The sequence below is a fragment of the Bordetella tumbae genome (assembly GCF_054780995.1).
In genome coordinates, this window is record NZ_BAAGVG010000018.1 from 613,969 (window position 1) to 634,191 (window position 20,223).

Consider the following 20,223-nt stretch of genomic DNA (forward strand, 5'->3'; position numbering starts at 1 on the left):
GCATGTCCCGCGGTAGGCCGGAATCGCGTTGTCCCGCGTTGGCTCCGAGCTTCCTTTACCACCGCAGCAGACGTGGCCCCAGCAACGCACCCAACGCGGCGGGAATCAACATGCCGATCAGATACCACACCGCCCAGAATGCAACCTCCATTTCGGGGCAATGCAGACAATAGGCAATTGAGGCGACCGAACTGGCAAGCAGACCCGCGATGGCTCCGGCCTTTCGCAGGTGTGTAGGGGCCAGGCCTTTCATGGCCCAGAACACCCCAATGAACGTGGGCACCGACAACACGGTGATGTTGAACGGGCAGCTACGCCACGAGCTGCCAAGAACCATGGGCAGGCGTTCGGGCGACGGTGCAACGACCAAGGTGTATGCCGCGGCCAGCCATACCAGCGCAATTGGCATGGCCAGTAGCAGCCACGTGCGCCCCATCAGCATGCCAGGCCGAGAGAGGCGGGCAGCGCCTAATAATGCTGCCGCTGCCACACAGACAGGAAACGCGACTTTCGCCCAGAACAGGGGAGTCACCAGCATCGTGTCGATATCAGGCCGCATGCCAAAGGTCGCCAGCAGCAACAGCACAGAGCCGAGTCCGCCCGCCAGCAGCGCCCAGCGATAGCGTCGAGCCAGCGCGCCGTAGTCTATTGGCTCGACGTTAGCGGCCAGCATCGAGATCATGTCGTTCGTTTTCACAGTGCACCTCGTATCATTGTGGCCAGGGCTTTCAGCCCGCGGTGTATTCCTATTTTGACTGCTGATTCCGATAGGCCGGTTAGTTGGGCCGTCTCCGCCACTGTTAATCCCTGCAGCTTCACATGCACGATGGGCAGTCTATGCCGATCAGGCAATTGAGCCAGTAATTTGTCGACATCGCGTTTGGCTTGGGCTGCTTGCTCGTCAGAGTCGGCAAAGATCTCATGTTGTTCATCCAGGGGCTCATTGCGCCGTTCGTGACGAGACTGGCTGCGCAGGTAGTCGGCGATCTTGTACCGCGCAATCGCATGCACCCAAGCCGTCAGCGGTTGGCTGGGTAGATAAGTATGGCGGCCATTGTGGACAGCGATCAGTATTTCCTGGACGAGGTCCTCGACATCGGCCGGCTGGTTATGCAAGCGCTTGCGCAAGAACGCCCGCAGGTGCGAGCCCAATGCCTGCAGAAATGCATGATAAGACGGTGCGTCACCGTCCAGGCCCTGCAAAAGCAGAGCCCTGAGCCGAACCTCGGCGGCTTGCGGAGGCGTTGCCTGATTCATGGGTCGGCAGGACCGTCAAGGGCGAGCCCACTAAACAGAGCCATGCGGCTATGCCGCATGGATAGAGGAGTGTGGCGCGGCATATTACCAGCGCAGGTAACGCGGCGCGCAGACTGCGCCAATGCCTGCGGTGATGAGAATGGCAGAGACATGCCAGATACTCCAGAAGGGTACAGGCGTTTCCGAGCAGTACAGTGCATAAACCAGCAATCCTTGCGAACCGCCCAGCAAGCCCGCCGCGGCGCCCGTCAGCGTCAGGCGGGTAGGCGCGAGGCGTTTCAGAGCATGCATGACGGCGGCTAGCGACGGCAACGACAGTAATACGACGGCGGCCGAAGCAGTCCATCCGGTCGTGCCAAAATCCCATTGCAGTCGGTAGTGAGGAGGCGTTGCGAGCCATAGTGTAGCGGCAACCAATAGCATCGCTGCAATGGGCAAGAGGGTGGCGAGCCAGGCAAGGCCAAGCGAGACGCCTGGGCTGGCCAGGCGCTCGGCCAGTTTTAGCGCTGCTGCGACGCTTGCTAATGGGAACGCCAGCCGGAACCAGAACATGGGCGTCAGGATCTGTTGCGGCATGTCGCTGCTGATCCCATACAACGCCACGAGCAGGACGGCGCTGCCGCCAAGGCCCGTTGTCAGTGCGTGAGTCAGCCGCTTTTGAACGGCATCGCGTTCGACTGGCGGCACGTTCCAGGCCAGCCGGGAAACCAGGTCTTGTGTTCTCATTGCCATGGCAGCCTCACGGCCCGGGCCTGGGGGATCGGTCCCCCAGCAGATAATCGATGGAGATCCTGCCCGGACCCCATGCCACAATGGCCCAGGCCATCGCGGCCCAGGTGAGGTGAATAGGCCAACCGTCGGGCACGGTCAACTGGATGACACATGTCATCAGGAATAGGCCCATCGCGGCAAACCGTGTTCCCAGCCCCAGTACCAGCAGCACGGGAAAGAGGACCTCGCCGCAGCCTGACAGAAAGGCAAACACAGTGGGCGCGGGAAACGCATAGGGGCCGCCCGGCAGATGTAATCGGAACTCGTCCGTGAACAGCGTGACGGCGATATCGTTCAACTGCAGGAAGCCCTGCCATTTGAGGATGCCAGATTTCCAGAACGGAACGGCCAGCGCGATGCGCAGCAGCAGTTGTACGAACCAGGGCTGGGCAAGCCTTTGCAACCATTGCCCGGTTATGGAAGGAAGCACTGGAAAGCCTTTGCTGGCTGAGGACTGATTTGCTTGCAGGGCTGACATTTCGTTCAGTCTCCGTAGTGAATAGTCGAGAACACGCCCGCCGCTATCATTCCGCCCAGATTAGCGGCGAGATTGAAAGAGGGAGAGTCTGCGAAGGCAGTGGTGGCGGCCTCGGCAAGCGTGGCGCCTCGGAGCAAGGACATCAGAAAAACTGCGCCACCGGCGGGTAAGCGAGACACGATCACATCGGCGTCGGGCCTCGTGATGAGCGCGTCTTCGGCGTCGTTGGAGCGCAGTGGCGAGACGGGACCGTCGGCCTTATTCATCGTGAAAATGGCTACTGCCGGATATATGGACTGCAGCACCCGAGCAGCGGGGTGAGGTGTGAAATGCAGGGTCGCCAGCAGGGAGGGATCGACCGTCGCCAGTGCATCAGCGGCGAGCACTGGAACGTCCGCGGCATGATAGGCATCTAGCCACGCGCGCTCGATACGGGCGATGTCGGCGAGCCAGGGCATGTCTCGCGCATACTCATAGGATTCGATAAAGTCTGGAAAATCCCGGCCGTATTCGAACAGCAACACGGACGTGGGAGGTGTCGCCCTCACATGGAATCGTGCCATCGCACGAAAGAACTCAACCCCTGTAATGCGTTGCACGGCGGGATAAATCGCGGCCAGCGCGTCGATGAGGCTGACGGTCACGTTGTTGCGGTATACGTTATATCGCTGCGTCACGCCTTTGCCGGCGCGGGCTATTACCTCGTCTGGGGGCTCGTGTGCCGGATTCATCAGGCCCATCGCGAATGAGGCGGCGTAGGGAGGATGGCAGGTCGGGAATTCATGCGACATGATGGGCTCGCGGTTGCGATGCACGGTGTGCCGCCATGATCTGGCGGGCCCGGAATGCCTGGTCGCGCAGGATCGGCCAGTCAGGCAAATCGCTGTCCCATTCAATCAGGGTAGGTTTTGACCCGCCCCGCGCGATGACGCTGTCATAGAGATCCCAGACGACATCGGCCACGGCTCGATCATGCCCGTCTATCAGCAACGCATCGCCCTCATCATCGACCTGTGCGCTATGTCCCGCCAGATGTATCTCACCCACCTGTTCGAGCGGAAACTCGGCGAGATAGGCGCTCGCGGAGAACCCGTGATTGGCGGCGGAGACGAAAACATTATTGATGTCGAGCAATACTCCGCAACCGGTGCGTTGCACCATCATCTTGATGAAGTCGATCTCGCTCATTGTCGAGGAGGCAAAGGCGACATACGTCGCCGGATTTTCCAGCAGCAGCGGCCGTTCAATGGCATCCTGTACTTGGTCGATGTGCGAGCACACGCGCGCCAACGTGTCTTGGTTGTAGGGCAATGGCAACAAGTCATTAAAAAACGTGCCCCCATGCGAGGACCACGCGAGATGCTCCGACACGAGCGAGGGTTCATAGCGACGCACCAGATCCCGAAAGTGCGCCAGATGGCCGGTGTCCAGCTCATCCGGGCCGCCGATCGACATGCAGACGCCGTGCAGGGACAGCGGATAGTCTTGCCGTATGGCCGTCAGCATGCGATGCGGTGGGCCGCCCATGCCCATATAGTTCTCGGCATGGACCTCAAAGAAACCCTCTACCAGCGCATCTGCCAGAATGTCGTGCAGATGGACGTGTTTGAAGCTCACGCCGGCCAGTTGTTGCGCTGCGGAGACCGACGGCCAGGGATGGCCGGGCGTGCGTGTCGCCTCGAGCTCGATCGGAGCACCCATGGCCATCCCCGTTTGCATTGCAGGACCGATATCAGGACTTGATCGGGGTGAGCGAGCCGTGGCCGCCAGCCGGGGTCATGATGCTGGTGCACGTGCCGCCCTTGACGAATTTCCAGGCATTGCCCTGGAAGTCCATGGTCGAGGTGCCTTGGCAGGTCGTGCCAGGGCCCGCGGCGCAGTCGTTTTGACCTTTTAGCGCGACGCCGTAGCACTTTTCCTTGTGTGCAGCCGCTGCCGCATCGGCCTCGGCCTTGCTCAGCGGGGCAGCATGAGCGAGTGAAGCAAAGACGGTGGCGACGGCGCTCGCAAGCAGTGCGGACGTGACGGTGGTTTTTGCGGACATGTGAATCTCTCCATTGGTTGGATCAGTGGTATCCATAGCGGATACATAAGCTAATTCGCTGCAATGGGAGATTGGGTTACAGGGTGAGCGTTTTTTTTTAAGTCGGATGCTCAGGTCAGGCCGTTACATCGTCAGCTGGGGCGATCGCCTTTTAGCGTGATACGGTGCATGACGCGGCGAAACCCATGATAGTCATTGATAGGGTTATGCATGGTGCAGCGATTGTCCCAGAACGCAATCGCATTAGGCGACCAGACAAATCGACAGGTGAATTCCGGCTTGACCTGGTGTTCGAACAGGAACGCCAGCAGCGACGCGCTTTCCTGATCGCTCATACCCTTGATGCCCGCAGTGTGAGCAACGTTCACATATAGCGATTTGCGGCCTGTTTCCGGGTGCGTGCGCACAATGGGGTGCTCGGCAATGTAGTTTTGGGGGGCTTCTTTTTTGCCGTCGGACTTGATGCGGTCTTCGCGTGTGCGGGATACGTCTGCCTTGGCAGATGTACTGATGCCTTGCAATCCGTCCAATAGACGTTTCATCGTGTCGGATAGGGTCTCGTAGGCCAGGTATTGATTGGCAAACAGCGTATCGCCTCCATAGGGTGGGATCTCGCGCGACAGCAGCATGGAACCCATCGGAGGCTCTTCCAGATAGGTGGTGTCCGAGTGCCAGATTCCGCCGAAATTCGATCGCTCGTCCTCCAGCTTTTTGACTTCGATGATTTGGGGAAATCCGTCTAGCCCGTTGACGAACGGATACTCGATCGGCGTACCCATGGCGTTGGCGAAGTCCAGAAACTGCTGTTGAGTCAGGTCCTGGTCCCGCAGAAAAATGACCTGATGCTCAAGCAACGCCTGGCGCACAGCGCGGGCTTGCGAGCTGTCGAGCTTTTGTCGCAAGTCGATTCCGCTGATCTCTGCGCCCAACGCGCCTGCAATTTTCCGGGTTTCCATAGTGTCTCCGTATTTGACGTGCAGGTTCCGAACGACCGCTCGCCATGTGTATGATTGATAGCACAACGATAAATCATACGGAGACAAGATGCGAGTGATCCTAAAAATGGCGAGTTCGGCGCTGGCTGCCGCCTGTATGCTGGGGCCGGCTATCGCCGCCGAGACCTTTCCCGACAAGCCGGTCCATCTGGTCGTGCCGCAAGCACCCGGCGGCGCATCGGATACCCTGGCCCGCATCATGGCGCAGGCGTTGGGACAGAAATGGAAACAGCCGGTTGTCGTGGAAAACCGGGCAGGCGCTGGCGGCAATATCGGTATGGAATATGTGGTGAACGCCGGCGACGACGGGTACACCTTGTTGATGAGCTATGAGGGCTCTCACGCGATCAATCCGGCGCTGTACAAGAGCTTGCCGTTCGATGTGAAGAAAGACTTCACGCCCGTTGCGACCTTGGCAACCTTGCCATTCGTTGTCGTGACCAGCCCCAAGTCCGGCATCAAGAGCCTGCCCGATCTGGTCGAGGCCGCAAAAAAAGGCCGTGTGACCTATGGCTCGGCCGGCAATGGGTCGGTTAATCATCTGCTGGGAGAAATGTTCAATTCCGCCGCCGATGTCAAAATGGCGCACGTACCGTATCGAGGCGCGGCACCTGCGATTCAGGACTTGCTGGGCGGCCAGATCGATGTGGTATTCACCAGTCTGCCTTCAGTCAAGGGCTATATCGATTCTAAGACGCTGGTGCCGTTGGCCGTGACCAGTGCAAAGCGATCAGCCAACGCTCCTGATATTCCCACGATTGCGGAGCAGGGCTATCCGTCATTCGACGTGAATCCTTGGTTTGGGTTGTTCACGGCGTCTGGTGTCAGTGCGGACAAGATTCAGTTCATGAATCGCGATATCAGTGCGTTGTTGAATACCCCGGAGATCCAGCAAAAATTTGCGGCGCAAGGCGCTGTCACCTACGTCTCTACGCCGGAGGATTTTGGCCAGCAGGTCGACGCGGCTTTGGAGCGCTGGGCAGAGGTGGTAAAGGCGTCCGGCGCGCGGGTAGAGTGATCCCGGTGCCTGGCTACCCGTCCTGCTCGCAGTCCGACGAGCACAGCAGGGACATACTCATTGCTGCCTAATTGTTGATTGTTTTCGAATTAACAAGGCAATTTCACGCTATTTAATCATTTTTGGCCAAATGACATCATGCCCCCATGGTGCAAACGGCCTCGTCCGTTTGAGCTCTCGAATCGTTGACTACAAGACTGAGCGCGTCTCAGGGAGGCTCCAATGGCAAATAGCGGGACATCTACCCATCTGAAAGTCGTGATTGGCGAGGCCGTCATCGCGTCATCCGCGGCGACGCTCAGCACGGCAGCGCTGGAAGTGCCCGTATGGGCCATGTTCGTAGGCTGGATTTCTTTTTTCACGCGGGGCGTGAACCTGAAACAAGGCGCAATCAATCTGGCTTGCGTGTTGATAGGCCTGGCCCTCGGTATTGGTGCCGCACATGCAATGGCCGTACTCACTCCTCTGCTGGGTGGCTACGCAATCAGTGCCGTTGTTTTCGCGGTCACCGGCATTGCCCTCTCGTTGGCAAAAGTGCCCGTGTTCAACAACCTGCTGGGTTTCTTTCTCGGCCTGGTTGCCTATTTCGCCTCGCATCAGCCGCCTTCGATGTCGGCATTCACCATGTTGACCGTGGCAGCCACCCTGGGGGCGACCGCAGCGTTTCTGGCGCATGCACTGCAAAAGCGCATTCACCAGAATGCAGGTCAACCGAAATTCGTTCCTTAAGGCGGCGACATGCAAATCTCTCGTTCTACTGCCCCTGTTCCTGCCGAAAATCCATCGCTTTCTGCCGATCGACTGCTATTTCCCGCACTGGGCTCGCTCTACAGCCGAGCAGAACCTGTGCTGTACGCAGTACTGCGTGTGGCCTTTGGCATCGTCATGCTCACACACGGTCTGCCCAAGGCCCTGGGCACTTCTCACGGGTCCATGGCTGACCCCATGGCGGGTTCGATCAACCTCATCCAGAACGTAATGGGGCTGCCGTTTGCGCCGCAGTTAGCGTTTCTCGTCATGTTGCTTGAGACCATCGGTGCGGTGATGCTGGCCATCGGGTTATGGACTCGTCCTGTTGCGTTAGCTATCGCCGTGCAGATGGCGGGAATCAGTTATGCACTGGGCCCCACCTGGCCGTGGATTGACCGTGGCATAGAGTTTCCCATGCTGATGTTGTTTCTAGCGCTGTATATTGCAGTGCGTGGCAGTGGCAGTTTTGCCGTGGATCGCAAGCTCAAAGTTTCCATTTGAGTCGTGTGACATTCGGCTTGCGGCTGCCCCTACCGTAGCGCCCTGCATGCATAGGGAATGTCATCGTGAAAACAACCCGTCGTCGGATATACGTGCTAGGCCGTGCAGCGCTCGGTATTGCCGCTTTGCTGATCACCGCCGCATGTGCTGTGACAGAGCGTCCAGATGCTTCCCTGCGTCAGATTTCCTTTGACACATATCGGCAGGACACTGTCCAGCTGCTGCAGCAGCGGCGCGCCTTTCAGGGCGCGGACCAGGTTGCGGAAATCGAATGGAATGCGCCTCATGAATGGCGGCCGACAGGGCAACCCCATAAAGGGATACTGCTTGTTCACGGGCTGGGCGACTCGCCGTGGTCCTTTCACGATATAGGCCAGCAGCTGGCCGATCAGGGCTTTCTGGCGCGCACGGTATTATTGCCGGGGCATGGTACGCGTCCAGAGGACATGTTGGATGTGACACTCGAGGACTGGCGCCGAGTGGTGGCAGAACAAGCGCAGGCCTTGAGCCGTGACGTCGATCAGGTCTATCTGGGTGGGTTCTCGACCGGCGCCAATCTGGTCCTGGATTATGCTTACGCGCATCCCGACATCCAAGGGCTGCTGCTCTTTTCGCCCGCCTTTATGTCGAACAGTTCCTTTGACTGGTTAGCGCCTCTCGTCAGTTGGGCCCGCCCCTGGTTGCTGGCGGCGGATAACGGCCGACCGATGCAGACTGTTGTACGGTATATGAACGTGCCAACGAATGGCTTTGCGCAGTTTTACCGCAGCAGCCGCTCGGTGCGGCAGGCAATGCGCGGCACGCCTTATGGCAAGCCCGTCCTGATGGTCGTGGCCGAGAACGATTCGGTGCTCGATAGCAATTATCTGTCGAACGTATTCACCACGCAGTTCACCCATCCGGCGAGTCGGTTGATCTGGTATGGAAAAGATCGGGACCTATTCCAGCAGGATCAACGAGTCTTGGTGCGGTCGGATTATCTGCCGGAATTGCAGATCAGCCAGTTTTCCCATATGGGCGTACTGTTTTCTCCGCGCAATGATTTGTATGGCGCCAACGGCAGCTTGCGTATGTGTTGGAATGGGCAGGCCGAAGCGGCGCGTACCGAATGCCAACAAGGGGCGCCTGTCTGGTTCTCTGACTGGGGCTATATTGAGCCAGGAAAGATTCACGCGCGGCTTACCTTCAATCCTTATTTCGATTGGCAGAATCAGATCATGGCCCAAGTGCTGGACGAATCTGCCAAGGAGTTCGCCCAGCGCCCATCGGTGCACACGGCGCTGGATTAGCGTGCTTTTACTAATGTAACGACTGGCGCTCCATGGATCGATTTCTCACCCTGCAACTGTTCAATCGAATCGTCGAACTTGGCAGCTTTACAGAAGCCGCAGAAATGCTGAATCTGCCGCGTGCGACCGCGACACACGCTATCAAGCAGATGGAGAGCCGATTAGGGGCGCGATTGCTGGATCGCACGACCCGTCACGTCAAGCCGACCTTGGATGGGCAAGCTTTCTATGAGCGCAGCAAGCGTGTCTTGGCCGAGCTCGAGGATGCCGAAGCCTCGCTCAGCACGCACGTCGCCAATCCACGCGGAACGCTGAGGCTGGACGTGCATGGCGTACATGCGACGATGATCCTGTTGCCCCGTATCACCGAGTTTCGAGAGCGCTATCCGAATATCGATGTGGTGCTCAGCAGCGGTGATCGCCTGGTCGACTTGGTCAAGGAGGGTATCGACTGCGTAGTGCGGGCGGGCCAGCCGCGTGACTCTACGCTGGTCGCCAGAAAATTGGCGGACCTGCCAGAGATCATCTGCGCCAGTCCGGAATATTTGGACCAATTTGGAACACCGGAACATCCTCGCGATCTGGAACAGCATCAAGGGATAGGCTTTTTCTCTCGCGGAAATAGCTACCGTTACCCGTTCTCTGTGATCATGGACGGAGAGGTACAAGAATTCGAAGCCAGCGGTTGGATTTCGGTCAGTGATGCCGAATGCTATACAACTGCTGCGCTGGCCGGCTGCGGATTGATCCAGGTGCCGCGGTTTCGATTGGAAGAACACCTGAAGGCCGGCCGGCTGGTCCAAGTCCTGCCGGAATGGCGTTGCCCCGATTTGCCAATTTGCGCCCTCTATCCGTTTCACCGTCAGCTTTCGCCGCGGGTGCGCGTATTCATTGACTGGGTTCGCGAACTGTATGAGGAGAGGTTCGGGGCATCCAGCGATCAATGACCGCTGAGATGCGTTGGCGTGTTATTCCACTTTCCCGATATCCTGCACCGCTTTTCTCAATAACGCATCGTCTTTGTCCCAATACGCCTGGAACGCATCGGCATCCAGGTAATCGATAGGACTGCCTGCCGCCAGGATTTTTGCCTGTACATCCGGATCATTTGCCACGGTCTTGGCTGCATCGCGCAGTCGTTTGATCACGTCGGCGGGCACATCTTTTGGCACAAAGATGCCTGACCACTGGACAAACTTCACGTCATATCCCTTGTCGGCCAAACTCGGGGTATCGGGCAATGCGTCCAGCGGCTTGTCGCCCCAATGCGCCAGGGGCCGTACCGTGCCTGCCTTGACATGCTGCAGAATGCTGGAGGGGCCCGTGGATATCGCATCGACCTGGCCGCCCAGCAATGCCGCTACGGCCGGGCCCGCGCCGGTGTAGGGGACATGGGTCATCTTGATGTTCGCGTTTTTTTCCAGCATGGCCATGGGCACATGCATGGAGCCATAGATTCCCGAACTGCCGTAGTCGACTTTACCCGGCGCCTGACGGGCCGCTGCGACAAATTCATCGACTGTTTTCCAGGGGGATTTGGCAGACACTACCAGCACGGTGGGATCTGCGGTGATACGTGCAATGGGTTTGAAATCCGTGGTGTTGTATGCCGCTTTGCGGCCCAGTATTTTGTCCGCCTCCGGCAAAATCGAGATGGACGAGAGCATCAGCAAAATGGTGTAGCCATCTGGCTTGGCGCGCGCTGCCTCACCGGTGCCGATGGCGCCGCCTGCTCCTGCCTTGTTCTCGACGACGACTTGTTGCCCTAGCGCTTTGCCAAGCGCATCGGCGATGGGGCGTGCGACCGTATCGGTCACGCCGCCGGGAGGAAAAGGCACGATCATGGTGATCGGGCGGGTTGGATAATCGGCCCAAGCGATGCTTGAGGCCATCAGGGTCATGCCGACTGCGAGTGTTTTTAATGTCGTCGTTTTCAATGTTGTCTCCTTCACCGAAGCCTACTGCGGGCTTTTTTCTAATACATTGCCACTCGCACGGCCTATCTAAAGGTGTTTTCGAGTGTGCCGATGCCATCGATCTGAATGCGAACGCGGTCACCGGATTTCAAGTAGCGAGGCGGATTGAACCCCATGCCCACGCCGGCAGGTGTGCCAGTCGCGATGATGTCGCCCGGGTAAAGCGATATCCCGCGCGAGCAGGTCTCGATTAACGTAGGCAAGTCGAAAATCAGGTCGCGTGTCTGACCGTCTTGCCGCAGTTCGTCATTGACCCAGCAGCGCACACGCGTATTGGTGGCATCGAACGCGTCAGCCGTGATCAACCATGGCCCCATGGGGCAAAAAGTGTCGAACGACTTGCCCAAGTCCCATTGTTGATGCCGCATCTGCACATCGCGCGCGGTCACATCGTTGACGATGGTGTAGCCCCACACATGGCTCATCGCGTCGGCCTTGCTGATGTTCTTGCCGCCTTTGCCGATCACGATCGCCAACTCAGCCTCGTAGTCGATTTGCTCGGTGATACCAGCGGGCAGGATGACATCCTCACCGTGCGCGATGACCGTTTCGGGCACCTTGGTGAAAACGATGGGCCATGCTGCGGGATCCGCATTGTTGGCCTTGAATACCGAGCCAGAGAGCTCCTTGGCATGTGCATGGTAGTTGCGGCCGACGCAGAAAATATTGCGCCGGGGGCGCGGCACGGGGGCAAGCAGCTTTACCGACTCCAATGGCACTGCGGCGGCACGGTTCACGGTAGCGAGCCTGGCGGGGTCTGCGAATGCCTGTATCAGGCCGAGCACACCATGCTCGGTCGTTCCGGGAGGGATATCCAATAATGCCTGCACCGTCAGCGCATCGTCGCTGACAACGCCGACATAGCGTTGTTGATCTTTCGTGTAAGTGGTTATACGCATAGATTTCCTTCGATGGGTGATGCCGGTGGTCGCGGTAAGAATATGGACCATTTATGTACCAATTGGATTTATTGGTACTGAAAATTGAGTATATGGTTCTGCAGGTGGCCGCGCAATAACCCTGATTTTGGAAAAATTTGGAGAATCGGCGTTCTCGTTATTGCAGTACCAATTGGTATAGGAATGCTATGCTGTCAGCATTGTTTTTTTGTCGCCGGGCCGCCCCAAGGCAAAAACGCCCCCTTGGGGGGCAGCAAGTCGAAGGCGCGGCGTGGGGGCTTTTTTTATCCATCCAGCCATTCATGACATCAGACGTACTTGTATCGGGTTTGCGTAGTGCCGGGGCACAAGCTTTGGCGGCCTATCTGCAAGCAGAGATTCGCTCGGGAAAGATCCCTGTTGGTGTGAAACTACCCGCTGAGCGAGAGCTGAGTCAGCGTTTCAATACATCGAGAGGTTCTGTACGACGCGTACTGGCAGCGTTGAGAGATCGCGGCTGGATTACGCAAACGGTCGGCAGCGGCACATTCGCCGCGCGTCCTGCACTAGAGGAATCGGTAAGTGCTGGTGGTGATGATCTTGTACTGGATCAAACCAGTCCCGCCGAGCTCATGGAGGCCCGCCTGTTGATCGAGCCGCTCATGCCGACCTTGATCGTGCGCCATGCCTCGCGTAGCGATTTTTCCCGCATGCATGAATGCCTGGTCAACGGTGAGCGCGCTCAGACCGTCGAAGAGTTCGAGCGGTGGGACGGTGAGCTGCACCAGGCATTCGCACTCGCCACGCACAATCACTTCTTTCTGCAAGTACTGGCGCTCAGTAATCGCGTCCGGCAGCAGGACGATTGGGGCAGGCTCAAACGTAATTCGCTCACCCGCGAGCGCCGCGCCGAATATGAGCGCCAACACCGTGTCATCGTTGCCGCGTTGGAAGACCGGGATGCGGAATCGGCGCGCGAGGCGTTGGTTGCCCATTTAGTGCAGATTCAGAAAAATCTGTTTGATCCGCCAGCGACGGAATGAGATAGGGGTATGGCAGTGATTAGCTGAGCACAAGCAAAAGGAGTACCGTGTATAGCGAGGGTGAGCCTATTGCCATCCTCAAAGCATCCCGGAGGGCCCAACTCATGGTCATCACTCGACCCCAGAGTCCAACGGCCGGAGCGCGATCGACGTTCCGTATGGTGTGCGGTATTGCATTGTTATGGGCGGTCGCCATCATGAGCGCTTGGGGCCAGCCCCTGCCTGAGAACGATCGCCAACGATCCGCCATCGTGTTATCACTGGACGGTGTCGTCGGTCCCGCCACCGCGGATTACCTTGTTCGAGGCCTGGCCGTCGCGCACGATCAGAATGCTGCGGTGGTAGTGCTGCGCATCGACACGCCGGGCGGGCTCGATACGTCGATGCGCGAGATCATCCGCTCGATCCTTGCTTCGCCTGTGCCCGTGATTTCGTACGTGAGTCCCAATGGATCGCGCGCGGCCAGTGCTGGCACTTATATCCTTTATGCAAGTCACATCGCGGCCATGGCGCCCGCGACGAATCTGGGGGCCGCTACGCCGATATCGCTCGGCGGCGACTTTTCCAAACCGACCGACAAGCCTGCTGACTCCGCACAAAAACCCGATGAGAAACCATCGAAAGACCGTGTCGATCGCCTCCCGCCTGCGGGGCCTAAGGACGCAAGCGAATCCAAGGCGATCAACGACGCCGTAGCCTATATCCGGTCATTGGCTGCGCTGCGCGGTCGCAACGCCGATTGGGCGGAACAGGCGGTTCGCTCCGCCGCGAGCCTGTCCGCAGGCGAAGCACGCCAACAGAATGTGATCGATCTGATCGCCGACGACATTCCGGATCTGCTCCAAAAGGTGGACGGACGCACCGTCAAGGTCGGCAACAGCGAGAAGATCCTGCATGGCAAAGCACTCCAGATCCAGCACAGAGAGCCCGATTGGCGCGCACGTCTGCTGGGCGTCATCACGAATCCCAACCTGGCGTTGATACTCCTGATGATCGGCGTCTATGGGCTTATCTTCGAGTTCATGAGTCCTGGCGCGTTTTATCCTGGCGTCATAGGCGCGATCTGTCTGTTGGTTGGTCTTTATGCCCTGTCCGCCTTGCCGTTGACCTATGCCGGGCTCGGCCTGGCTTTGTTGGGAATGACCCTCATGGTGGCGGAAATTTTTACTCCATCAGTCGGAATCCTGGGCATAGGGGGGGCGATTTCATTCGTGCTCGGCTCGCTTTTGCTCGTGGATACGGAGTCTTCCGCCTATGAAGTATCGCTGCCGCTGGTGGCGGGTATAGCGGTTGCGAGCCTGGGCATGACGTTCCTGATCGGTCGACTGGCATTGCGTTCGCGACAGGCGCCTAATGTCAGTGGGGCCGATGCGTTGATCGGCCAGCGCGCCAAGGTGCTGAGCTGGGAAGGGGAGCAAGGCTACGTGTCAGCGGCCGGCGAGCGGTGGCGCGCTGTCGGTCCCACGGACGTGATGCCTGGCGACACGGTAGTAATTGCCGCTGTGCAAGGTTTGACCTTGCACGTTCGGGTGGACATCAGCTTTTCTGCTCATCTCCCGCCGGTGAGGCGGTGAAGCGTTTTCCCGAGGCCGAACCCTTTTATCTTGGAGCTTGCCATGTTGACGCAACTGACCTTTTACGGACCCGTCATCGTTTTGATTGTTGTGCTGGTTGCATTGTCAATCCGTATATTGCGCGAGTACGAGCGCGGCGTGATTTTCACACTGGGACGTTTTACGGGCGTGAAAGGCCCGGGGCTAATTTTGATGGTGCCGGTCATCCAGCAAATGGTGCGCGTAGACCAGCGTGTGATGGTATTCGACGTTCCCAGCCAGGACGTGATTTCGCGGGACAACGTGTCGGTCAAAGTGAACGCTGTTATTTATTTCCGAGTCATTGATCCGGGACACTCTGTGATCCAGGTCGAGAATTTTCGCCAAGCCACCAGCGAGCTGGCGCAGACGACACTGCGCTCGGTGCTGGGAAAACACGATCTGGATGAAATGCTGTCCGAGCGCGACAAACTGAACAACGACGTGCAAGAGATCCTGGATTCGCAGACTGACGCGTGGGGTATCAAGGTGGCAAACGTGGAGATCAAGCACATTGACTTGGACGAGAGCATGATCCGCGTCATCGCGCGCCAGGCCGAGGCAGAGCGCGAAAGACGTGCCAAAATCATTCATGCGGAAGGCGAGGAACAAGCAGCGCAAAAGCTACTGGATGCCGCGCGAATCCTGGCACAGCAGCCGGAGGCGATGCAACTGCGCTACTTGAGCACACTGGCCATCATCGGTTCGCAGAATAACTCGACCGTAGTCTTTCCTTTTCCGACTGAGCTCGGACAGGTGCTAAAGGGTATGGCAGAAAAAACCTAGGCGGCGTTAAAGGCATCGCTATAGCGCGCGGTGCCAACAGGCACGGGGCCGTGCAATGCCAATGCCATGAAATACGCCGGCGGTACGTCTGGTAGTTGCAGACCCGTATGGGGCTGAAAGCCAAAGCGCATGTAATACGCCGGTTCGCCTAGCACTACGCAGCCAAGGGCTCGTTGCGAACCGAGTTCGGCCAGCGCTAGTTTGATCAGGCGGGAGCCGATGCCTTGCCCTTGTCTGGCCGGCAGCACAGAGATTGGCCCCAGGCCATACCAGCCGAGTATCTCGTTGCCGTGTCCGTCAGTGATGGTGATGGGCGACAGCGCTACGTGGCCGATGACCTGTCCCTGTTCTTCCGCAACCAACGAGAGTGTCAATTCATTGTTTACCCGCAAACTACGCACGATAAATTGCTCGGTATGGCTGGTATGGGGAGCCTCGGCAAAGGCCGCGACAGTGACCGCTTCGATGGCGGCGGCGTCGTCTGGGGTTTCGTGTCGGAATTGTAGCGGCATGGGTTCATCCTTTGGGGTTTTCCGGGAATATAGAGCGAACCGAGAGGGCACCACAACAATTCGGCGGCACAGCACTTGCTGCTTTGGAGATGCAGCTATGTCACCATGCCCATACGCGGCGTGGTATTTAATGACCTATCGTGCAGACGTGCGAGGCGCTGGGGATAACGTTAAAAATTCATCGTTGCTGAGAGCATCAATGTGCGCCCCTCGCTCACATTCAACGTCCCTGCTCCAGGGTATGTGGTCCAGAAACTTTTGTTGAACACATTGCGCACGTTCGCTCTCAGCGTGATCGGATACCCTCCTGAATGCTCCAGCACGTAGCGTGCGCCGAGATCCACTGTGGTCCATGGTTTGATGGACTGGGTATTGGCGGCATCAACATATTGCCGGCTGGCATGCATCACGCGCGAGGTCAAGGTCAGTCCGGTGACAAACGGTGTATCCCATTCCACCCCTAACGTGAAGTGATGGCGCGATGTACCGGGCGCTGTTTTGCCATCATTGACGCCGCCTGCAGTGTGGGTGAGTTTCGCGTCCAGCAGCATGTATCCCCCCAGCACACGCAGGCCATGCCACGGCTCGCCTGCCACGTTGAGCTCTATGCCGCGATTGCGTTGCTCGCCATCGTCGGTCAATGTATTGGAGATGGGATCGGCAATGGCAGACGCTTGTTCGATCTGGAACGCAGACAGTGTTGTACTGAGATTTCCCCAATCGACCTTGACGCCAGCCTCGTATTGTTTTGAGAGGTACGGTTCCAGCACTTCGTTGGCATTGGCATAGCTCGCGCCAACGACGGCACCCTGTTGCATGCCCTCGATGTAGCTCGCGTATAACGAAACGTCTTCCGTCGGTTTGACAACCAAGCCAACCATGGGCGTGTACGCTGTCTTGTCATAGCGCGACGTGCGCTCGTTGGTCGTGATGTTGTAGTTGTCCGCCATGATTCTTTGCTTGCGCACGCCCACCGTCAATTGGGCGCGTTCATCCAGAATCGAGAGCGTGTCGGACAGCGCGTAACCTGATAGCACCGTTCTGCTGATGCGGTTGCGTGATGGGGGATCCATGTCGGGTTTGTCCAGGAAAACAGGATCATAGATGTTGGAATTGATCGAGCCCAGCGTCATTGTCCCCGCACTCGTGCGATCCGCTTTGTAGCCATTCACGCTGAAGCTGATATCGTGCCGCACGGGCCCCGTATCCACCCGTGCGCGCAGTCCGGCTTCGCCGACAGTGCGTTCGATGCCGGTGAAATTCATGCGGCTGGTACTGAGAAAATCCCCGTTCTCTTGCAATTGCGTGCCGAAATCGAGGGCTTGTTTCCAGTCAGTATTACTGCGGCCGACGCTGGCGTATGCGGTCACTCGTGTATTGATGTCGAACTCGCCGCGCAGCATGCCGTAGAGATCCTCGGTATCGACGAAATTCCATGGCGACATAAAGCTCTTGTCGGCTGATGGCGGATTCGGGATGGACTGTCCGACGGCTGGCGCAATGGTGCTGTTTGCCCGGTCAGTGTGCATATTCTGGTAGCCCACATCCGCCGACAGACGGAACCGATCGCCGCGATAGTCCACGCCTAGAGTAAAGGTACCGAGCCGTTGCGATTGCTGATCGACCGAGGTATCACCGTCTCGATACATGGCGTTCAGGCGAATGCCGACGCGATTTTCCGGCCCGAAACGCCGGCCGATATCCAGATGGCCGCCGAACTGCGAATCGGATAGATAGCTGGCCGTGAATGACGTCAACGGGGTATCCCCGGCGCGCTTGGACACCAGATTAATCGCTCCGCCCGTTCCGCTGGGCGACATGCCGTTCAGAAACGCGGTCGGTCCCTTGATGACTTCTACGCGTTCGATACCTGTCAGCGTGGTTTGGTTATTCGGCGCCAAACCAAACAAGCCGTTAAATCCGACTGATCCGTTACCCAGCAAGAGTCCGCGCACCGTGAATGTGTTGGCGTAACTGGCATTCGTCGGATCGACATTCAGAATGGCTGGGTCGTTGGTGACGATGTCGGCTACGCTCTGAGCTTGTTGGTCCTCGATCGTTTGCAGGGTATAGCTGTTCACGGAGAACGGGATATCCATGATGTCCCGATCACCCAGCACACCCATCCCGGCGCCTCGTGCTATCTGCCCGCCGGCATAGGGTGCGGGCAAGTCCGGACGGTCACCGCTGGCGCCGACGACAGTGACGACCGGCAGTTCTGCTGCCCCCCCAGTAGTGGGGCGCTGGCGCAACGAGTAACTGCCGTCCGGGCGCGCAACCGATTCCAATTGCGTACCCGCCAATAACACCGACAAGGCCTGCGGCACGCTATAGCGACCTTGTAACCCTGCCGTCTGTTTGCCCGCGACCAGCGCGCTATCGAACGTCAATAGAATCCCCGCCTCGTTACCGAAACGCGTGAGGGCCGGTCCCAATTCACCAGGCGGCAGGTTGTAGGCGGCCTCGGCGGCTTGAGCATATCCCGGGACCGCCAGCCACATCGCCGCAAGCCCGGGAACGGTCCCGGTGAGCATCGCGCAGTATGAGCGACGGACGAGGTGCCGCCCGACAATGGTGCGGGGTGTGCGCAATAGCGATCTGTTCAGCTTGCCTGGGGTCATTCGACGTCCTTGAATCAGGTAGAAAATGAGGCTTCTATCTGTAAGGCCGGACGAAAAACGCAAACAGCTCATGTAACTCAAAAAAAGCCCCCACGCTGCGCCTTCGGCTTGCTGCCCCCCGAGGGGGTGTTTTTGTCTGGGGGCGGCCCGGCGACAAAAAAAAGCGTCACGACGGACGCGCCCGCAGCGTGACCCAGTAATTCGTGTAGCGCCGCACGTCGACCGGCAGCTCATACTCCAGCGCGCGCAGGATCCGATCCGTGTCTGCGAGCGGAAATGTTCCCGAGACCGGGAGCGACGCGATCTCGTCTTCGCAACCCAAATGGCCTCGCCGATACCGGGATAATTCCTGCAGGAATTGGCGCAAGGGCATTTCCGTGGCCACCAGCATGCCGCGCGTCCAGGTGGCACTGGTTTCCTGCGCAGGGCCGGCAGGGGTGATACGCATGTCGTCAAAGCGCACGCGAAAACCAGCGTGTATGACTTGCGCAACGGAATCGTTACGCGTGGCGCGAACCTCTACCGCACCCTCATACACCTGCAGTTCGCTATCGTCGCCATCTTGCCTTACCAGGAAACGCGTCCCCAGGGCACGTAATGTCCCATGGGCAGTTTCCACCAGAAAGGCGCGGCCGTGAGGTGCGGCATCCGCGGCAGTCGTCACCAGAATTTCGCCATGCAACAGCACCACCCGGCGCTCATTTGCGTCATATCGCACGTTGATGGCCGTGCCAGTATTCAATACGAGCCTGGACCCGTCTGGCAGTGTCACGTGACGAGACTCACCGATCCGCGTGGACTCGTCGGCACGCCAATCGACCCAAGGCGCTAAACGCACTGTGGCTATGCCCGCGCCGGTGACGCCTGCCAGCAGCAATAGTGTCTTGATGGCTTGGCGTCGATTCGTGCGCCGGGGTGTCAGTAACGTTGCTTGAATCAGCGGTTCAGGGACGCCGTGCAGCTGTCCCGTCACTGCCTGCACGCGTTGCCACGCGCGCTCGTGTTCCGGATTTGCTTTGCGCCACTCTAGACATGCCTGACGCAATGACGCTGTAGCCCCATCGGACTGCAGATCGACCCACCATTGGGATGCCTGGCGTACGAGGCGCGGGTCCAGGGTGGAGTGAGGGGATGAGGTCATCATCGCATCACTGCAGCAGGCAGCATTGCGTCAACCCACGCACAATATGGCGTTTCACCGTCGCGACGGAGATGCCCAGTTCGGTGGCGATACGTGCGTGTGTCCATCCACTGAGCTGCGACAGCAGAAAAGCCCGCCGCACCGCCGCCGGTAATTGGTCAAGTAACGCGTCCAGGGCGTTCAGCGCCTCTAATTGCAGTGCGCGTGTTTCCGGCGACGGTTGCAGCGGTTCCGGCAATTGCTGCAACGCCTCCAGATAGCGCTGTTCCAAAAGCTGACGCCGGCGAAAGTCATACACCAATCCGTTGGCGATGGTCGCGAGATACGGCCTCGGTTCACGGATGTTTACCGGTTCGCTCTTGCTCAGGACTCGGACAAACGTGTCCTGAGCCAAATCCGCTGCATGGTGCACGCAACCCAGTTTGCTGCGCAGCCACTTTTGCAGCCAGAGATGATTCTTGGCGTACAAATCCTCGATAGCGTGGATATCGGGTAGGGGTCCGGCGGACATGGTGCAGTGAACGGTAGATGAAAATGTTAATAATAACCATTTTCATAAAAATAGGATGCA

The 20,223-nt window shown here is 58.4% G+C and carries 22 protein-coding genes; 8 read left to right on the top strand and 14 right to left on the bottom strand.

Annotated elements, in window-relative coordinates; translation table 11 throughout:
• Positions 1 to 55: 55 nt before the first annotated feature.
• From ACYVI2_RS17645 to ACYVI2_RS17680, 8 genes are all read right to left on the bottom strand, one after another.
• On the bottom strand, positions 56 to 697 hold the full coding sequence (locus ACYVI2_RS17645; protein WP_415815935.1) for a DUF1109 domain-containing protein: 642 nt from the start codon (positions 695 to 697) through the stop codon (positions 56 to 58).
• A complete protein-coding gene (locus ACYVI2_RS17650; protein ID WP_415815937.1) occupies positions 694 to 1,257 on the bottom strand; it encodes a sigma-70 family RNA polymerase sigma factor in 564 nt (187 codons plus the stop codon). The genes ACYVI2_RS17645 and ACYVI2_RS17650 overlap by 4 nt, the downstream gene beginning before the upstream one ends.
• Positions 1,258 to 1,341: 84 nt before the next feature.
• Positions 1,342 to 1,983, bottom strand: a complete 642-nt coding sequence (locus ACYVI2_RS17655) for a DUF1109 domain-containing protein (RefSeq protein WP_415816502.1) — start codon at positions 1,981 to 1,983, stop codon at positions 1,342 to 1,344.
• 13 nt (positions 1,984 to 1,996) lie between these two features.
• Positions 1,997 to 2,506, bottom strand: coding sequence for a DoxX family protein (locus ACYVI2_RS17660; RefSeq protein WP_415815939.1), 510 nt, complete (start codon positions 2,504 to 2,506; stop codon positions 1,997 to 1,999).
• Positions 2,507 to 2,511: 5 nt separating this feature from the next.
• The gene (locus ACYVI2_RS17665; protein WP_415815941.1) at positions 2,512 to 3,297 is read right to left on the bottom strand and encodes an HvfC/BufC family peptide modification chaperone; all 786 of its coding nucleotides are present in this window, start codon (positions 3,295 to 3,297) and stop codon (positions 2,512 to 2,514) included.
• Complete coding sequence (bufB, locus tag ACYVI2_RS17670) at positions 3,287 to 4,207, bottom strand: MNIO family bufferin maturase (protein WP_415815943.1); 921 nt, start codon at positions 4,205 to 4,207, stop codon at positions 3,287 to 3,289. Before bufB ends, ACYVI2_RS17665 begins: the two co-directional genes overlap by 11 nt.
• A gap of 31 nt (positions 4,208 to 4,238) precedes the next feature.
• A complete protein-coding gene (locus ACYVI2_RS17675; protein ID WP_415815945.1) occupies positions 4,239 to 4,550 on the bottom strand; it encodes a BufA1 family periplasmic bufferin-type metallophore in 312 nt (103 codons plus the stop codon).
• 131 nt (positions 4,551 to 4,681) lie between these two features.
• Positions 4,682 to 5,506 (bottom strand): TauD/TfdA dioxygenase family protein, encoded by an 825-nt coding sequence (locus ACYVI2_RS17680; RefSeq protein WP_415815947.1) that lies wholly within the window; start codon positions 5,504 to 5,506, stop codon positions 4,682 to 4,684.
• Positions 5,507 to 5,594: 88 nt separating this feature from the next.
• On the opposite strand from ACYVI2_RS17680, the gene ACYVI2_RS17685 reads away from it, so the two are divergent.
• The 5 genes from ACYVI2_RS17685 to ACYVI2_RS17705 all read left to right on the top strand — a co-directional run bounded on the left by ACYVI2_RS17685 (position 5,595) and on the right by ACYVI2_RS17705 (position 10,050).
• Positions 5,595 to 6,563 (top strand): Bug family tripartite tricarboxylate transporter substrate binding protein, encoded by a 969-nt coding sequence (locus ACYVI2_RS17685; protein ID WP_415815949.1) that lies wholly within the window; start codon positions 5,595 to 5,597, stop codon positions 6,561 to 6,563.
• A 222-nt stretch (positions 6,564 to 6,785) separates the two neighbouring features.
• Positions 6,786 to 7,292 carry a DUF1097 domain-containing protein gene (locus ACYVI2_RS17690; RefSeq protein ID WP_415815951.1) on the top strand — a complete coding sequence of 169 codons (507 nt, stop codon included), beginning with the start codon at positions 6,786 to 6,788 and terminating at the stop codon, positions 7,290 to 7,292.
• 9 nt (positions 7,293 to 7,301) lie between these two features.
• Positions 7,302 to 7,814, top strand: a complete 513-nt coding sequence (locus ACYVI2_RS17695) for a DoxX family protein (RefSeq protein WP_415815953.1) — start codon at positions 7,302 to 7,304, stop codon at positions 7,812 to 7,814.
• 65 nt (positions 7,815 to 7,879) lie between these two features.
• Positions 7,880 to 9,103, top strand: coding sequence for an alpha/beta hydrolase (locus ACYVI2_RS17700; protein ID WP_415815955.1), 1,224 nt, complete (start codon positions 7,880 to 7,882; stop codon positions 9,101 to 9,103).
• 32 nt (positions 9,104 to 9,135) lie between these two features.
• Complete coding sequence (locus ACYVI2_RS17705; RefSeq protein ID WP_415815957.1) at positions 9,136 to 10,050, top strand: LysR family transcriptional regulator; 915 nt, start codon at positions 9,136 to 9,138, stop codon at positions 10,048 to 10,050.
• A 21-nt stretch (positions 10,051 to 10,071) separates the two neighbouring features.
• Here the strand turns inward: ACYVI2_RS17705 and ACYVI2_RS17710 are convergent, their stop codons facing one another.
• The gene (locus ACYVI2_RS17710) at positions 10,072 to 11,040 is read right to left on the bottom strand and encodes a Bug family tripartite tricarboxylate transporter substrate binding protein (protein WP_415815959.1); all 969 of its coding nucleotides are present in this window, start codon (positions 11,038 to 11,040) and stop codon (positions 10,072 to 10,074) included.
• A gap of 62 nt (positions 11,041 to 11,102) precedes the next feature.
• On the bottom strand, positions 11,103 to 11,978 hold the full coding sequence (locus ACYVI2_RS17715) for a fumarylacetoacetate hydrolase family protein (RefSeq protein WP_415815961.1): 876 nt from the start codon (positions 11,976 to 11,978) through the stop codon (positions 11,103 to 11,105).
• Between the two features lie 302 nt (positions 11,979 to 12,280).
• Between ACYVI2_RS17715 and ACYVI2_RS17720 the strand changes: the two genes are divergently transcribed.
• The 3 genes from ACYVI2_RS17720 to ACYVI2_RS17730 all read left to right on the top strand — a co-directional run bounded on the left by ACYVI2_RS17720 (position 12,281) and on the right by ACYVI2_RS17730 (position 15,378).
• Positions 12,281 to 13,000 carry a FadR/GntR family transcriptional regulator gene (locus ACYVI2_RS17720; protein ID WP_415815963.1) on the top strand — a complete coding sequence of 240 codons (720 nt, stop codon included), beginning with the start codon at positions 12,281 to 12,283 and terminating at the stop codon, positions 12,998 to 13,000.
• Between the two features lie 197 nt (positions 13,001 to 13,197).
• On the top strand, positions 13,198 to 14,574 hold the full coding sequence (locus ACYVI2_RS17725; protein WP_415816504.1) for an NfeD family protein: 1,377 nt from the start codon (positions 13,198 to 13,200) through the stop codon (positions 14,572 to 14,574).
• Between the two features lie 42 nt (positions 14,575 to 14,616).
• The gene (locus ACYVI2_RS17730) at positions 14,617 to 15,378 is read left to right on the top strand and encodes a slipin family protein (protein WP_415815965.1); all 762 of its coding nucleotides are present in this window, start codon (positions 14,617 to 14,619) and stop codon (positions 15,376 to 15,378) included.
• On the opposite strand, the gene ACYVI2_RS17735 is transcribed toward ACYVI2_RS17730, so the two are convergent.
• The 4 genes from ACYVI2_RS17735 to ACYVI2_RS17750 form a co-directional block, all read right to left on the bottom strand.
• On the bottom strand, positions 15,375 to 15,890 hold the full coding sequence (locus tag ACYVI2_RS17735; RefSeq protein ID WP_415815967.1) for a GNAT family N-acetyltransferase: 516 nt from the start codon (positions 15,888 to 15,890) through the stop codon (positions 15,375 to 15,377). The genes ACYVI2_RS17730 and ACYVI2_RS17735 overlap by 4 nt on opposite strands.
• A gap of 170 nt (positions 15,891 to 16,060) precedes the next feature.
• Positions 16,061 to 18,511, bottom strand: a complete 2,451-nt coding sequence (locus ACYVI2_RS17740; protein WP_415815969.1) for a TonB-dependent siderophore receptor — start codon at positions 18,509 to 18,511, stop codon at positions 16,061 to 16,063.
• Between the two features lie 166 nt (positions 18,512 to 18,677).
• The gene (locus ACYVI2_RS17745; protein ID WP_415815971.1) at positions 18,678 to 19,655 is read right to left on the bottom strand and encodes a FecR domain-containing protein; all 978 of its coding nucleotides are present in this window, start codon (positions 19,653 to 19,655) and stop codon (positions 18,678 to 18,680) included.
• 4 nt (positions 19,656 to 19,659) lie between these two features.
• Positions 19,660 to 20,163, bottom strand: coding sequence for a sigma-70 family RNA polymerase sigma factor (locus ACYVI2_RS17750; RefSeq protein WP_415815973.1), 504 nt, complete (start codon positions 20,161 to 20,163; stop codon positions 19,660 to 19,662).
• Positions 20,164 to 20,223: the final 60 nt, after the last annotated feature.

Bases quoted from the DNA above. Each gene is read 5' to 3' on its own strand.
- ACYVI2_RS17650 (WP_415815937.1), bottom strand. From the start codon at position 1,257: ATGAATCAGGCAACGCCTCCGCAAGCCGCCGAGGTTCGGCTCAGGGCT.
- ACYVI2_RS17655 (WP_415816502.1), bottom strand. From the start codon at position 1,983: ATGAGAACACAAGACCTGGTTTCCCGGCTGGCCTGGAACGTGCCGCCA.
- ACYVI2_RS17660 (WP_415815939.1), bottom strand. From the start codon at position 2,506: ATGTCAGCCCTGCAAGCAAATCAGTCCTCAGCCAGCAAAGGCTTTCCA.
- ACYVI2_RS17665 (WP_415815941.1), bottom strand. From the start codon at position 3,297: ATGTCGCATGAATTCCCGACCTGCCATCCTCCCTACGCCGCCTCATTC.
- bufB (WP_415815943.1), bottom strand. From the start codon at position 4,207: ATGGGTGCTCCGATCGAGCTCGAGGCGACACGCACGCCCGGCCATCCC.
- ACYVI2_RS17675 (WP_415815945.1), bottom strand. From the start codon at position 4,550: ATGTCCGCAAAAACCACCGTCACGTCCGCACTGCTTGCGAGCGCCGTC.
- ACYVI2_RS17680 (WP_415815947.1), bottom strand. From the start codon at position 5,506: ATGGAAACCCGGAAAATTGCAGGCGCGTTGGGCGCAGAGATCAGCGGA.
- ACYVI2_RS17685 (WP_415815949.1), top strand. From the start codon at position 5,595: ATGCGAGTGATCCTAAAAATGGCGAGTTCGGCGCTGGCTGCCGCCTGT.
- ACYVI2_RS17690 (WP_415815951.1), top strand. From the start codon at position 6,786: ATGGCAAATAGCGGGACATCTACCCATCTGAAAGTCGTGATTGGCGAG.
- ACYVI2_RS17695 (WP_415815953.1), top strand. From the start codon at position 7,302: ATGCAAATCTCTCGTTCTACTGCCCCTGTTCCTGCCGAAAATCCATCG.
- ACYVI2_RS17705 (WP_415815957.1), top strand. From the start codon at position 9,136: ATGGATCGATTTCTCACCCTGCAACTGTTCAATCGAATCGTCGAACTT.
- ACYVI2_RS17715 (WP_415815961.1), bottom strand. From the start codon at position 11,978: ATGCGTATAACCACTTACACGAAAGATCAACAACGCTATGTCGGCGTT.
- ACYVI2_RS17720 (WP_415815963.1), top strand. From the start codon at position 12,281: ATGACATCAGACGTACTTGTATCGGGTTTGCGTAGTGCCGGGGCACAA.
- ACYVI2_RS17725 (WP_415816504.1), top strand. From the start codon at position 13,198: ATGAGCGCTTGGGGCCAGCCCCTGCCTGAGAACGATCGCCAACGATCC.
- ACYVI2_RS17730 (WP_415815965.1), top strand. From the start codon at position 14,617: ATGTTGACGCAACTGACCTTTTACGGACCCGTCATCGTTTTGATTGTT.
- ACYVI2_RS17735 (WP_415815967.1), bottom strand. From the start codon at position 15,890: ATGCCGCTACAATTCCGACACGAAACCCCAGACGACGCCGCCGCCATC.
- ACYVI2_RS17740 (WP_415815969.1), bottom strand. From the start codon at position 18,511: ATGACCCCAGGCAAGCTGAACAGATCGCTATTGCGCACACCCCGCACC.
- ACYVI2_RS17745 (WP_415815971.1), bottom strand. From the start codon at position 19,655: ATGATGACCTCATCCCCTCACTCCACCCTGGACCCGCGCCTCGTACGC.
- ACYVI2_RS17750 (WP_415815973.1), bottom strand. From the start codon at position 20,163: ATGTCCGCCGGACCCCTACCCGATATCCACGCTATCGAGGATTTGTAC.